The 13,607-nt window shown below is 55.6% G+C and carries 10 protein-coding genes, 2 tRNA genes, 1 rRNA gene and 1 riboswitch; of the genes, 2 read left to right on the forward strand and 11 right to left on the reverse strand.

All coding sequences use genetic code 11. From position 1 onward, the window contains the following. Positions 1-131: 131 nt before the first annotated feature. From HBM95_22205 to btuB, 5 genes are all read right to left on the reverse strand, one after another. Positions 132-207: transfer RNA gene (locus tag HBM95_22205), tRNA-Ala, on the reverse strand. A gap of 108 nt (positions 208-315) precedes the next feature. Further along, positions 316-392: transfer RNA gene (locus HBM95_22210), tRNA-Ile, on the reverse strand. A gap of 59 nt (positions 393-451) precedes the next feature. Further along, positions 452-2,001 (reverse strand): 16S ribosomal RNA (locus HBM95_22215). A 383-nt stretch (positions 2,002-2,384) separates the two neighbouring features. Then, positions 2,385-3,236, reverse strand: coding sequence for a glutamate racemase (gene murI / locus HBM95_22220; GenBank protein NIH45611.1), 852 nt, complete (start codon positions 3,234-3,236; stop codon positions 2,385-2,387). After that, complete coding sequence (gene btuB, locus HBM95_22225; GenBank protein ID NIH45612.1) at positions 3,181-5,028, reverse strand: TonB-dependent vitamin B12 receptor BtuB; 1,848 nt, start codon at positions 5,026-5,028, stop codon at positions 3,181-3,183. Before btuB ends, murI begins: the two co-directional genes overlap by 56 nt. A 65-nt stretch (positions 5,029-5,093) precedes the next feature. Next, a riboswitch (cobalamin riboswitch) is annotated at positions 5,094-5,270 on the reverse strand. A gap of 104 nt (positions 5,271-5,374) precedes the next feature. Between btuB and trmA the strand changes: the two genes are divergently transcribed. After that, positions 5,375-6,475 (forward strand): tRNA (uridine(54)-C5)-methyltransferase TrmA, encoded by a 1,101-nt coding sequence (gene trmA, locus HBM95_22230; GenBank protein ID NIH45613.1) that lies wholly within the window; start codon positions 5,375-5,377, stop codon positions 6,473-6,475. Positions 6,476-6,530: 55 nt separating this feature from the next. Here the strand turns inward: trmA and HBM95_22235 are convergent, their stop codons facing one another. Both HBM95_22235 and fabR read right to left on the reverse strand, forming a co-directional pair. Continuing rightward, positions 6,531-6,890 (reverse strand): YijD family membrane protein, encoded by a 360-nt coding sequence (locus tag HBM95_22235; GenBank protein ID NIH45614.1) that lies wholly within the window; start codon positions 6,888-6,890, stop codon positions 6,531-6,533. 9 nt (positions 6,891-6,899) lie between these two features. Next, on the reverse strand, positions 6,900-7,538 hold the full coding sequence (fabR, locus tag HBM95_22240) for an HTH-type transcriptional repressor FabR (protein ID NIH45615.1): 639 nt from the start codon (positions 7,536-7,538) through the stop codon (positions 6,900-6,902). Positions 7,539-7,734: 196 nt separating this feature from the next. On the opposite strand from fabR, the gene sthA reads away from it, so the two are divergent. Further along, positions 7,735-9,135, forward strand: coding sequence for a Si-specific NAD(P)(+) transhydrogenase (sthA, locus tag HBM95_22245; protein NIH45616.1), 1,401 nt, complete (start codon positions 7,735-7,737; stop codon positions 9,133-9,135). Here the strand turns inward: sthA and oxyR are convergent. From oxyR to argC, 4 genes are all read right to left on the reverse strand, one after another. Further along, positions 9,118-10,035, reverse strand: a complete 918-nt coding sequence (gene oxyR, locus HBM95_22250) for a DNA-binding transcriptional regulator OxyR (protein NIH45617.1) — start codon at positions 10,033-10,035, stop codon at positions 9,118-9,120. The two genes, sthA and oxyR, sit on opposite strands and share 18 nt — an antisense overlap. A gap of 325 nt (positions 10,036-10,360) precedes the next feature. Continuing rightward, positions 10,361-11,734: an argininosuccinate lyase gene (gene argH / locus HBM95_22255; GenBank protein ID NIH45618.1), complete on the reverse strand. Its 1,374-nt coding sequence runs from the start codon at positions 11,732-11,734 to the stop codon at positions 10,361-10,363. Between the two features lie 77 nt (positions 11,735-11,811). Then, positions 11,812-12,588, reverse strand: coding sequence for an acetylglutamate kinase (gene argB / locus HBM95_22260; GenBank protein ID NIH45619.1), 777 nt, complete (start codon positions 12,586-12,588; stop codon positions 11,812-11,814). A 6-nt stretch (positions 12,589-12,594) separates the two neighbouring features. After that, positions 12,595-13,599, reverse strand: a complete 1,005-nt coding sequence (gene argC / locus HBM95_22265) for an N-acetyl-gamma-glutamyl-phosphate reductase (protein ID NIH45620.1) — start codon at positions 13,597-13,599, stop codon at positions 12,595-12,597. Between the last annotated feature and the right edge of the window lie 8 nt (positions 13,600-13,607).

Here is a 13,607-nt window from a genome sequence, read left to right on the forward strand (position 1 = left end):
TGAGAGACTCGAACACACATAACATGTGTGTCGTTTCAATTTTCAGCTTGATCCAGATTTTTAAAGAGCAAAACTTCGCAGTGCACCTTTTCAGGTTCACTCTGAAGTTTTCTTGTGTTCGCAGTAAAAGATGGTGGAGCTATGCGGGATCGAACCGCAGACCTCCTGCGTGCAAAGCAGGCGCTCTCCCAGCTGAGCTATAGCCCCATCGTATTACAAATCTCTGTACCGGTAATTTTTCCTGAGACAAGGCGTGGAAACGCGAATCATACATCAGTATGTGAGCGTTGCCGCAACGCAGTATCAGGGAAAATTTGGTAGGCCTGAGTGGACTTGAACCACCGACCTCACCCTTATCAGGGGTGCGCTCTAACCACCTGAGCTACAAGCCTGCAGAGATTTTTACTGCTGTTTTTCATCAGACAATCTGTGTGAGCACTGCAAAGGCAGGTTCTTTAAGGTAAGGAGGTGATCCAACCGCAGGTTCCCCTACGGTTACCTTGTTACGACTTCACCCCAGTCATGAATCACAAAGTGGTAAGCGCCCTCCCGAAGGTTAAGCTACCTACTTCTTTTGCAACCCACTCCCATGGTGTGACGGGCGGTGTGTACAAGGCCCGGGAACGTATTCACCGTGGCATTCTGATCCACGATTACTAGCGATTCCGACTTCATGGAGTCGAGTTGCAGACTCCAATCCGGACTACGACGCACTTTATGAGGTCCGCTTGCTCTCGCGAGGTCGCTTCTCTTTGTATGCGCCATTGTAGCACGTGTGTAGCCCTACTCGTAAGGGCCATGATGACTTGACGTCATCCCCACCTTCCTCCAGTTTATCACTGGCAGTCTCCTTTGAGTTCCCGGCCGGACCGCTGGCAACAAAGGATAAGGGTTGCGCTCGTTGCGGGACTTAACCCAACATTTCACAACACGAGCTGACGACAGCCATGCAGCACCTGTCTCAGAGTTCCCGAAGGCACCAAAGCATCTCTGCTAAGTTCTCTGGATGTCAAGAGTAGGTAAGGTTCTTCGCGTTGCATCGAATTAAACCACATGCTCCACCGCTTGTGCGGGCCCCCGTCAATTCATTTGAGTTTTAACCTTGCGGCCGTACTCCCCAGGCGGTCGACTTAACGCGTTAGCTCCGGAAGCCACGCCTCAAGGGCACAACCTCCAAGTCGACATCGTTTACGGCGTGGACTACCAGGGTATCTAATCCTGTTTGCTCCCCACGCTTTCGCACCTGAGCGTCAGTCTTTGTCCAGGGGGCCGCCTTCGCCACCGGTATTCCTCCAGATCTCTACGCATTTCACCGCTACACCTGGAATTCTACCCCCCTCTACAAGACTCTAGCCTGCCAGTTTCGAATGCAGTTCCCAGGTTGAGCCCGGGGATTTCACATCCGACTTGACAGACCGCCTGCGTGCGCTTTACGCCCAGTAATTCCGATTAACGCTTGCACCCTCCGTATTACCGCGGCTGCTGGCACGGAGTTAGCCGGTGCTTCTTCTGCGGGTAACGTCAATCGACAAGGTTATTAACCTTATCGCCTTCCTCCCCGCTGAAAGTACTTTACAACCCGAAGGCCTTCTTCATACACGCGGCATGGCTGCATCAGGCTTGCGCCCATTGTGCAATATTCCCCACTGCTGCCTCCCGTAGGAGTCTGGACCGTGTCTCAGTTCCAGTGTGGCTGGTCATCCTCTCAGACCAGCTAGGGATCGTCGCCTAGGTGAGCCGTTACCCCACCTACTAGCTAATCCCATCTGGGCACATCTGATGGCAAGAGGCCCGAAGGTCCCCCTCTTTGGTCTTGCGACGTTATGCGGTATTAGCTACCGTTTCCAGTAGTTATCCCCCTCCATCAGGCAGTTTCCCAGACATTACTCACCCGTCCGCCACTCGTCACCCGAGAGCAAGCTCTCTGTGCTACCGTTCGACTTGCATGTGTTAGGCCTGCCGCCAGCGTTCAATCTGAGCCATGATCAAACTCTTCAATTTAAGTTTGATGCTCGTGAATTAAACTTCGTAATGAATTACGCATGTTCACTCAGAGACTTGGTATTCATTTTTCGTCTTGCGACGTTAAGAATCCATGTCACTTTGAGTGCCCACACAGATTGTCTGATAAATTGTTAAAGAGCAGTTGCAACGCGGCTTTCAGCTCACCGTTGCGAGGTCCCGTATATTACGTTTTCCTCATTCAGAGTCAAGCGATTATTTTCACTTTTCTCTGTTGGCGTTCATCTCTGAACCCCGCTAACCCGGCGGCTTGCAAGCCGTTGTTCCGTGTCAGTGGAGGCGCATTATAGGGAGTTCTCAGACGTTGACAACCCCTCTTTTAAAAAAAACTTTCAACCGTCTCTTTTTTGCTCAAAACCGTGCTACAGCGCCAGTTTTTCGAGCGTTTCAAAGCCATAACGGCGTAAAACGGGTAAAAGTTGCTCAGTCTCTTTCGTAATGGCCATGCAAAACGCGATATTCGCATCGGTAGATTTCGCATCCGGCGCTTCATGCTCCAGCAGCCAGGCCGTACGACGGGCGATTGCCGCACCGGAATCCACTAGGCGCGTCCCCTCCGGAAGCACTTCTAATAGCTCTTCCTGCAATAGCGGAAAGTGGGTGCAGCCCAGCACAACCGTATCCGGTGGTTCGGGCATACGCAGCCACGGACGAAGAATACGACGCAGCTCTTCAAGCGATACCGTCTCGCCGTGCAGTTTCGCTTCCGCCATCTCCACCAGCTCTGCGGAGCCAAGCATTGCAATCTGGCATTCGTTAGCAAAACGGTCGATCAGCTCGCGGGTATAAGGACGCTTCACCGTGCCACGCGTGGCCAGTAACCCTACGATGCCGTTAGCCGTGAGGCGCGCGGCAGGCTTTATGGCAGGAACAACGCCCACAACCGGGAACTGGAATTTTTCACGCAGGGCAGGAAGGGAAACGGTGCTCGCCGTATTACAGGCAATGACCGCCAGCGAAAGGGGATAGCGCTTTTGTACCGCGGTGACGATTTCAACCACACGCTCAACGATAAAGTCTTCACTCTTTTCCCCATACGGGAAAGCGACGTTATCGAAGGCGTAGATGTAATGGAGATCCGGCAGGAGATGCCGAATCTCATCATAGACCGAAAGCCCACCGACGCCGGAATCAAACACCAGCACGGTGGGACGCGGATTAGAAGGTGTAGCTGCCAGACAAGGTGTATTCCCGTCCTGCAGTTTGGTAGCCATAAACTGTCTCGTAATCTTTATCGAACAGGTTGGCTATTTTACCACGAACTGTGAGATGTGAGGTGACAGGATATGAAACTGCGACATCCCAAAGGCTCACACCGCCCATTTTCACTTTCTCTGACGGATAAGAACCAAAATCAGTGTCGTAACGCGTGCCGAGATAGTGATACGTCAGGCTCCAGTCGAAATCATAGATCTGCGTATCGAGCTGATATTTCACCTGCTGCTTAGCACGACGGTCCAGAAGTTCGTTGGTCGCTGCGTTGCGGGCATCCACATAGTCGTAGCCAACGGTATGCGTCAACGGACCCGTATCAAATGAAGCTGTCGCCTCCACACCCTTAATGCGTGCTTTGCCGACGTTGTAATATTGCTGAAGGTTATTATTGAAGTCGATGAGATTTTCAACGTCATTACGATAGCCGGACACGCGCCAGCTCACGCCTGCCGTCAGGCCTTCAAACGCCCCTTCCCACTGCTTGCTCTCTTCTGGATCAAGATGGTCATTGCCATAGAAGCCATAGAGTTGCCCCAGATTCGGTGCTTTATAGGCCGTGCCATAAGAAGCAATGAAGCGGTAACCGTCCACGAACTCCCACGCTGCACTGCTTTGCCAGGTGCCGTGGCGACCAAACTGCGAGTTGTCATCGCTGCGAACCGCCCCTTCCAGGGTGAAATCACCCAGTTGCTGCAGTCCGGTCAGGTAGACGCCGGTATTACGCAGGTCGTAGCCGTTGGTAACGTAGTTTGTACCCGGCTCGGTGCTCTGCTTCTGCCAGTCAACGCCCGCGCCAATGTTCCCGTGACCCACATCAACAGAGTTGAGCCACTGAACGTTGTACTGTTTGATTTCATCCAGTGTGGCCGTTGAATCGTAACGGCCCAAATTTGGATCGTAGTTATAGTCCTTGCTATGGCTATAGCTGGTGAGCAGCTGTGAATGGAAGATGTCACCGTTGAAGCGTAATCCTGCGTCCCAGGTCTGGCTATAGAGCTGGCGGGTATCGACCAGTACGTCAGGGGTAAATGAACTGTAGTAACCGTCGTAGGCCGTACGGTTGCTGTAGCCAAAGCCGCGAACAAATCCGCTCCACTGGTCTGAGAATGCGTGATCCAGTGCGCCGTAGAGCGTTTTATTCATAAAGCCGTCGCGATCGGTCTGGGCAAGGCCGCCATTGTTGCCGTCCGCAACCACATCAAAACCTTTGGTATAAGTGTAATCACCCGCAAGCGTGACGCGCGTGCTGTCGCCCAGCGTTTGCTGGGTACTGCCGCCATAATTCTGATAGCCGTGCGAGCCTACGCCGGCATTCAGCGTCGTACCATCCTTCGCGCGGGTGGTAATAATGTTGACTACACCGCCAATTGCGTCAGAACCGTACACCGCCGAACGCGGTCCACGAACATATTCGATACGCTGCACCAGGGAGATTGGGAACTGGCTGAGATCGGACGACCCCGTGACGCCCGCCTGGTTAAGGCGGACCCCGTCAACGAGAATCAGCACGTGGCTGGAGTTTGTGCCACGAATAAAGAGAGAAGAGAGTTGCCCCATCCCGCCATTTTGCGCCGTATCCACGCCAGGCAGGCGACGCATAACGTCCAGCACCGAGGTTGACTGCCAGCGGTCAATATCGGCACGCGTCACCACCGAGGTTGCTGCCAGAATAGTTTTTTCAGGTTGTTCAAAACGATTTGCCGTCACCACCAACGAGTCAGCGCTATCCTGCGCCCAGCCCGAAAATGCCGTGACGGACAGCGCCGTCAACAGCGATACTTTTTTAATCATTGTTAAAGCATCCACAATATAAGAAGGATGCCGCAGGCCTCATCTATAGCACGCGATGATGAAACCAAATGCGACGTGATCCCGGCAGGTCTTCGGGCTGGGTGGCGTTATACGGATGAAGACTTCCCATTTTCACAGTGTCTACAGCTCTCATCCCGCCAGTCTTTACCGCTGCGCGTCAGCTCCAGATTTTCACTGGATTCCCTTTTCACTCTCAGGAGACCGGAAACAGAATGCTACAATTAGACACGTATAGATGTCCAGACAGCTATTGGCCATTAAATCTGGACATCCACTGCACAATCCCTACAATCCCCGCGTAATTCTTTATCATTCAGGACGCATCATGACCCCCGAACACCTCCCGACAGAACAGTACGACGCGCAGCTGGCAGAGAAAGTTGTCCGCCTGCAAAGTATGATGACGCCTTTCAACGCGCCCGTTCCCGAGGTGTTCCGCTCCCCTGTCAGCCACTACCGCATGCGCGCCGAGTTCCGCATCTGGCACGACGGCGACGACCTGTATCACATCATTTTCGATCAGCAGACCAAATCCCGCATTCGCGTGGACAGCTTCCCGGCAGCGAGCGAGCTCATCAACCAGTTGATGACGCTGATAATTGAAGGCGTGCGCAACAATCCGGTGCTGCGCCACAAGCTGTTCCAGATTGACTATCTGACCACGCAAAGCAATCAGGCGATTGTCTCTCTGCTGTACCACAAAGCATTGACCGACGAGTGGCGCGAGCAGGCAGAAGCCCTGCGCGATGCGCTGCGCGCGCAGAACATCAACGTGCACCTGATTGGCCGCGCGACCAAAACCAAAATCATGCTGGATCAGGATTACGTCGACGAACGTCTGCCGGTGGCGGGTAAAGAGATGATTTACCGTCAGGTGGAGAACAGCTTCACCCAGCCGAACGCGGCGATGAACGTGCAAATGCTGGAGTGGGCGCTGAAGGCGACGGAAGGGTCTAAGGGCGACCTGCTTGAGCTGTACTGCGGTAACGGCAACTTCTCGCTGGCGCTGGCGCGTAACTTCGATCGCGTCCTGGCAACCGAAATCGCCAAGCCGTCAGTGGCCGCCGCGCAGTACAACATTGCCGCCAACCATATCGACAACGTGCAAATCATTCGTATGGCCGCAGAAGAGTTCACGCAGGCCATGAATGGCGTGCGGGCGTTTAACCGCCTGGAAGGGATCGATCTCAAGAGCTACCAGTGTGAGACGATTTTTGTCGACCCTCCACGCAGCGGCCTGGACAGCGAAACAGAGAAGATGGTGCAGGCGTACCCGCGCATTCTGTACATCTCCTGCAACCCGGAGACGCTGTGCAAAAACCTGGAAACATTAAGCCAGACGCACAAGGTTGAACGTCTGGCGCTGTTCGATCAGTTCCCGTACACGCACCACATGGAGTGCGGTGTACTGCTCACGGCGAAGTAATTAGCCGGCGTTTTTGGCTGGCGGCGCTTCGCTTACCTGCCCTACTCAAGCCTCATTACTCTGGCAGTTGGCTCTTGCGGCTACGCATGCGAGAGCCAATCCAGAACACCAGCGCCACAGACAGTACCGCAGGGAAGAAGTTAGAGCCGATATCCGGATACTCCGCGCGAACCACGGTGCTATACAGCAATACGCCCAGAATAAAGCAGGCGGCGGCCAGACCCGGTAACCCCACCGGCATGGTGCGGTTCAGGTAACGTTGATGCAGGCAGTAAACCGTCAGCACCAGCGCAATAAGCGGGAAAATCGAAAATGGAACGATTGAGCTAAAAATAGCGGCAAACGTGCCATTAATGGATAAGCCAGCGATCAATGCCAGCAACAGCGTCCCTTTATCCTGACCTGACTGTTTCATTACTCACCTTCACTCTTCGGTTTGATGTGCCAGTTTCTCTTGTTCACGGCGATACCAGTAATACGCGCCTTTGGAGATCATCCTGAGCTGCAGTACCAGTCGCTCTTCGAGCTGCTTGCGTTGTTCAATGCTGACATCCAGCGCTTCGGCACCCGCGCTGAATACAATCGTCACCATCGCTTCGGCCTGTGCTTCGGTAAACGCACGCGGCATATGGTTTTCGAGTTCAAGATAATCGGCAAGTTCCGCGATGAAGTGCTGAATTTCCCGCGCTACGGCGGCACGAAACGCAGCCGATGTGCCCGAACGTTCGCGCAGAAGCAGACGAAACGCGTTGGGGTTATTGCCGATAAATTCCATAAAGGTCGACACGGAGGTGCGGATCACGCTGCCTCCTTTGGCGATACGCTGACGCGCCTGGCGCATCAGCTGGCGCAGCATGAGTCCGCTCTCATCGACCATGGTCAGGCCCAGTTCATCCACGTCACGAAAGTGACGATAGAAGGACGTTGGCGCAATCCCGGCCTCGCGAGCGACTTCGCGCAGGCTCAAACTGGCAAAACTCCGCTCAGCACTCAGTTGACTGAATGCGGCTTCCACCAGCGAACGCCGGGTTTTCTCTTTTTGTTGTGCTCTTACGCCCATCACAATAGTTGAATCCTTCCAAAGGCCTGATGGCACTATACCAGAGAATAAAATTAATCTGTTTGCCCAGCTTTGTGAATGATTGTTTACGTGCGGTTTGTGCTCCACTGCCGGAAAAAAGCACAACGATAATTGGGTTACCCTGGTAATGATGTTATGATTCTGTTGCTTTTATGTATAAGAACAGGTAAGCCTTACCATGCCACATTCCTACGATTACGACGCAATAGTTATTGGTTCCGGCCCCGGCGGCGAAGGTGCTGCTATGGGTCTGGTGAAACAGGGAGCCAGAGTAGCGGTCATTGAGCGCTACCATAATGTCGGCGGCGGTTGCACCCACTGGGGCACCATCCCTTCGAAAGCCCTCCGCCACGCCGTTAGCCGCATCATCGAATTTAACCAGAACCCTCTTTACAGCGACCACTCCAGACTTCTTCGTTCCTCCTTTGCCGACATCCTGAATCACGCGGATACCGTCATTAACCAGCAGACGCGCATGCGTCAGGGCTTTTATGAGCGTAACCACTGTGAGATTTTGCAGGGCAACGCGCATTTTGTGGATGAACATACCCTGGCACTCGAATGCCACGACGGATCGGTTGAGACAATCACCGCTGAAAAATTTGTTATCGCCTGTGGTTCACGCCCTTACCATCCGGCCGACGTCGACTTCTCGCACCCGCGCGTCTACGACAGCGACTCGATTCTGAGCCTGCACCATGAACCCCGCCACGTCATTATCTATGGCGCGGGGGTCATCGGCTGCGAATATGCGTCGATCTTCCGCGGAATGGATGTCAAAGTAGACCTGATCAACACCCGGGATCGCCTGCTGGCGTTCCTCGATCAGGAGATGTCAGACTCCCTCTCCTACCACTTCTGGAACAGCGGCGTGGTGATTCGCCACAACGAAGAGTACGAGAAGATCGAAGGCTGCGATGACGGCGTGATCATGCACCTGAAGTCTGGTAAAAAGCTGAAGGCAGACTGCCTGCTGTACGCCAACGGCCGTACCGGCAATACCGATTCATTGCGGCTGGAAAATATCGGGCTTGAGACCGACAGCCGCGGCCAGCTCAAGGTCAACAGCATGTACCAGACCGCGTTGCCGCACGTTTACGCGGTCGGCGACGTGATCGGCTACCCGAGCCTGGCATCCGCCGCTTACGATCAGGGCCGCATTGCCGCTCAGGCGCTGGTGAAGGGTGAAGCAACGGCGCACCTGATTGAAGATATCCCGACGGGTATCTACACCATCCCGGAAATCAGTTCCGTGGGGAAAACCGAGCAGCAGCTGACGTCAATGAAGGTGCCTTACGAGGTGGGTCGTGCGCAGTTTAAACATCTGGCGCGGGCGCAAATCGTGGGGATGAGCGTGGGGACACTGAAGATCCTGTTCCACCGCGAGACGAAAGAGATCCTCGGGATTCACTGCTTTGGTGAACGCGCGGCGGAAATCATTCATATCGGCCAGGCGATAATGGAGCAGAAAGGCGGTGGTAACACCATCGAATACTTCGTTAACACCACCTTTAACTACCCGACCATGGCGGAAGCCTATCGGGTAGCCGCGCTGAACGGCTTAAACCGCCTGTTTTAACGCGCTGTCGAAATGGCCATCCATCGAACCACGGATGGCCTCTGCCAGCTGCTCATAGCGGCTGCGCAGCGGTGAACCCGGACGATACACCAGACCAATAGTGCGACGCGGTTCCGGCTTAATGCACGGCAGGTACACCACACCATCACGCTTACGCTCGCGCGGCACGGCCAGCGCAGGCAGCAGCGTAATACCGCTTCCCGCCGCGACCATATTACGCAGCGTTTCCAGGCTGGTTGCGCGGAAATGGGTATCTTCATCGGCACCCGCTTCGAAGCAGAAGCCCATCGCCTGATCGCGCAGGCAGTGGCCGTCTTCCAGCATCAGCAGCTTTTCCCCGGCCAGATCGGCCATCGGAACGCGATCGCGGTTCGCCCACGGGTGATCTTCATAGATCGCCAGCATCATCGGCTCATCGAACAGCGGCACTTCGATAAAGGCTTCACTCTCTTTTACCAGCGCCAGAATGGCACAGTCGAGCTTGCCGCTGTCCAGCTGCGCCAGCAGCTGATGGGTTTGCGCTTCATGCAGGTACATTTCGAGTTTCGGGAACGTCTGGTGCAGCATCGGAATGATGTGCGGCAACAGGTACGGGCCAACGGTTGGGATCAGGCCAATATGCAGCGGGCCTGACATCGCCTCCCCCTGCTGGCTTGCCATTTCCTTGAGCACTTTGACCTCGCGCAGCACGGTGCGCGCCTGATCCACCAGCAGCAGACCGGCCTGGGTGAACAGCACCTTACGGCTGGTGCGCTCCAGCAGCATCACGCCCAGCTCGTCTTCCAGCTTGCGGATCTGGCCGCTCAGCGTCGGCTGGCTGACGTGGCAGGAATCTGCCGCGCGGCGAAAGTGACGATGCTCGGCTAACGCTACCAGGTATTCAAGATCACGAATATTCATTATTCATCCTCCGTCGCCACGATAGTTCATGGCGATAGATAGCATAGCAACGAACGATTATCCCTATCAAGCTTTCTGTTGAATAATACACCACATAGACGAGGCGGCCCGTGTTTGACCCTTGACGTCCCCGCACCGTCATCGAGTTTCTCTCAAAACTCGAACAACTAAAGCCAACGTGAACTTTTGCGGACCCCGTGGTCCGCTTTTTTTTGCGTAAAAAAGCCCGAGGTAAAAGCAAAATGGCAACCGAAGTTGCCATTTTTAGTGTTTGCTCCCTCTCCCTGTGGGAGAGGGCCGGGGTGAGGGCACCAGCCCGCACAAATCAAACCAACCGGTTTTTCGCATCCGCTATCGCCTGCGCTACTTGCTTCGGCGACACGCCGCCTTTTGCTGCACGCTTATCCAGGCAAGACTGCAGCGCCAGAATCGGATACACATCATCCCCGATAACCGCGCTGAACTTCTGCAGATCGGCCAGCGCCAGATCTTCCAGCGGTTTACCCTGACGAATGGCTTCCACTACCGCTTCACCCACAATATGGTGCGCTTCACGGAACGGTACGCCTTTCGCGACAAGGTAGTCCGCCAGCTCGGTAGAGTTGGCATAGCCCTGCTGCGCCGCTTCCTGGCAGCGCGGACGTTTCACCTGAATGCCGTCCAGCACCAGCGCGCCCATATGCAGACAGTCCAGCCAGGTGTCGAGCGCGTCGAATAGCCCTTCTTTGTCTTCCTGCATGTCTTTGTTGTACGCCAGCGGCAACCCTTTCAGGGTCATCATCATGCCGGTCAGCGCACCCTGCACGCGGCCACACTTGCCGCGGATCAGCTCCAGCGCGTCCGGGTTTTTCTTCTGCGGCATCAGGGATGAGCCTGAGGTCACGCGGTCGGACAGTTCAACGAAACCCGCTTCGCCAGAGTTAAAGAAGATCAGATCCTCGGCAAAGCGCGACAGGTGCACCATTCCGATAGACGCATTGGAGAGCAGCTCCAGCACGTGGTCGCGGTCGGAGACGCTATCCAGGCTGTTACGGGTGGCGGAGGCAAAGCCCAGCCAGCCTGCCAGCTGCTCACGGTCGATTTCATACGCCGTACCGGCCAGCGCGCCGCTGCCCAGCGGGCTGACGTCCAGACGCTTAAGGGTATCCTGCAGACGGCTTTCGTCACGCGCCAGCATCTCAACGTAGGCCAGACACCAGTGCGCAAAAGTCACCGGCTGCGCGCGCTGCAGGTGGGTATAACCCGGCATCACCGCGTCCTGGTTGTTCTGCGCGGTTTCCACCAGCGCGCTCTGCAGCTGACGGTTGGCCGCAAGCAGTTCGCCAACGGTCTCTTTACACCACAGCTTCAGATCGGTCGCGACCTGGTCGTTACGGCTGCGGCCGGTGTGCAGCTTTTTACCCAACTGGCCAACTTTGTCGATCAGCTTGCCTTCCACCCAGCTGTGAATATCTTCGGCATCGCTCTGCAGGATTTGCTGCGGATCCAGACGCACCTCTTCCAGCAGGTTGTTCAGCGCCTCTTCCAGCTGCTGCTGCTCGTCTGCGGTCAGCACGCCAACGGTCACCAGCGCTTTGGACCAGGCCACAGAGCCGACGATATCCTGTTCGGCCAGGCGGTAGTCGAAGCGCAAAGAGTCGTTGAACTGTTTGAACCGCTGATCCGCTGCCTGTGTAAAACGCCCACCCCAAAGTGTCATAACATGCTTCCTTAATATCTTTGAATTTCATTGCCCGGTGGCGCTACGCTTACCGGGCCTACAAAACATTAAATCGATTACGCTAAAATACGCGTGCCAATCGGCGTGCCGTTAAACAGTGCCGGGAGCTGCTCCGCGTGACGCCAGGAGGCGATATCAACCGGGCGGCCCAGCGTGCGTGCGGCATCCAGCGCGGCGTTCACTTTGACGATCATGCCGTCGGTAATAATGCCCTGAGCAATCAGCTGCTCGGCTTTCTCAGCCGTCATTTCCGCAATGCGCTGGCCTTTACCGTCCAGAATGCCGCTCACGTCGGAGAGCAGGATCAGGTCCGCGCCCAGCGTTGCCGCCAGCGCGGTTGCCGCCTGGTCCGCGTTAACGTTCATCAGCTCGCCCTCTTCGGTCACGCCGATAGAGCTCACCACCGGCAGGAACCCCCCTTCCAGCAGCGTGTTAATCAGCTTAGGCGAACCTGGCTGCGCCAGTCCAACGTGGCCGAGCTCTTCGTCGAGCTGGGTCACTTTTACGCTGTCGCCATCGCCCAGATAGAGGCCCACGGACGCGATGTGGTGTTTCTTCGCCCACGCCAGCAGCGTTTTGTTCGCCGTACCCGCCAGCGCGCCGGTAATGATGTCGATCTGGTCAGCAGGCGTCACGCGCAGGCCGTTCTTCTTTTTCACCGGCAGGTTGAGCCCTTTCATCAGCTCATCCACCACGCAGCCGCCGCCGTGCACGATCACCAGCGGACGCTGGTGGGATTCGCGATAGTTCACCAGCGCGGTAAACAGACGCTCCAGCGCTTCTTCGCTGTCCAGCAGTACACCACCGAGTTTGATAATTAATGGGTTCATCATCACACCTTAAATAAGAGCCTGCGTTTCAGGGAAGCCGAAACGAATATTTGCACACTGCATTGCCTGTGCGGCAGCGCCTTTGAGTAAGTTATCTTCTGCGGCGACAACGATGAGATGCTCGCCCTGCACAGCAAAGCCGATGTCGCAGAACGGCAGACCAACCACGTTTTTCAGCGCCGGAACGCCTTTGTCGTAAAGTCGCACCAGCGGTTTATCCGCATACGCCTGGGTGAAGGCCTCGTTCACCTGCTCTTTGGTCACGCCAGGCTTCAGGCGGCAGGTGATAGTTTCGAGGATCCCGCGCGGGAAGCTGCCCAGGTGCGGGGTGAAAATCACCTCGGCGCCCAGATGCGTCGTGATTTCAGGGTGATGACGGTGATTAAACACGCCATACGGCTGAAGGCTCACTTCGCAGAAGCTGTTTGAGATAGCGGCCTTGCGACCTGCTCCGCTCACGCCGCTGGTGGCGTTGATCACCGGCCACTGGCTCAGATCCAGCAGACCCGCGTCGATCAGCGGCTTCAGGGAAAGCTGAGCCGCCGTCGGATAGCAGCCCGGCACGGCAATCAGGTCCGCTTCCTTTAGCTTGTCTGCGCTCCACTCCGCCAGGCCGTACACCGCTTTTTCAAGCAGATCCGGATGCTGGTGGGTGAAACCGTAATATTTTTCATAGAACGCGCCGTCGTTAACGCGGAACGCGCCGGAGAGGTCGAACACCACGCAGCCGGCAGCCAGAAACTGCGGTGCCAGGTCGTGACTGACCTCGTGCGCTGTGGCTAAAAACACCACGTCAACGCCGTCGGTAAACTCGCTGATGTCAGACATGGGCTGCAAAGGCAGATCGACCAGGCCCTTAAGCTGCGGATGCAAATCGGAAATTAACTTTCCTGCATCATTGCTTTGCGCTGACACGGTCAAAGCGGTTATGGTCATATGTGGATGGCGATTCACGTAGCTTACAAGCTCTGCGCCCGCATAACCGCTAGCGCCTACAATCAGCGTATTCAACATCGGGTTCC

It is taken from the genome of Enterobacter asburiae, assembly GCA_011754535.1.
In the GTDB taxonomy this organism is placed as follows: Bacteria; Pseudomonadota; Gammaproteobacteria; order Enterobacterales; family Enterobacteriaceae; genus Enterobacter; species Enterobacter cloacae_N.

Coding starts and splice junctions, on each gene's coding strand:
- murI (NIH45611.1), bottom strand. CDS start 3,236: ATGGCTACCAAACTGCAGGACGGGAATACACCTTGTCTGGCAGCTACA.
- btuB (NIH45612.1), bottom strand. CDS start 5,028: ATGATTAAAAAAGTATCGCTGTTGACGGCGCTGTCCGTCACGGCATTT.
- trmA (NIH45613.1), top strand. CDS start 5,375: ATGACCCCCGAACACCTCCCGACAGAACAGTACGACGCGCAGCTGGCA.
- HBM95_22235 (NIH45614.1), bottom strand. CDS start 6,890: ATGAAACAGTCAGGTCAGGATAAAGGGACGCTGTTGCTGGCATTGATC.
- sthA (NIH45616.1), top strand. CDS start 7,735: ATGCCACATTCCTACGATTACGACGCAATAGTTATTGGTTCCGGCCCC.
- oxyR (NIH45617.1), bottom strand. CDS start 10,035: ATGAATATTCGTGATCTTGAATACCTGGTAGCGTTAGCCGAGCATCGT.
- argH (NIH45618.1), bottom strand. CDS start 11,734: ATGACACTTTGGGGTGGGCGTTTTACACAGGCAGCGGATCAGCGGTTC.
- argB (NIH45619.1), bottom strand. CDS start 12,588: ATGATGAACCCATTAATTATCAAACTCGGTGGTGTACTGCTGGACAGC.
- argC (NIH45620.1), bottom strand. CDS start 13,599: ATGTTGAATACGCTGATTGTAGGCGCTAGCGGTTATGCGGGCGCAGAG.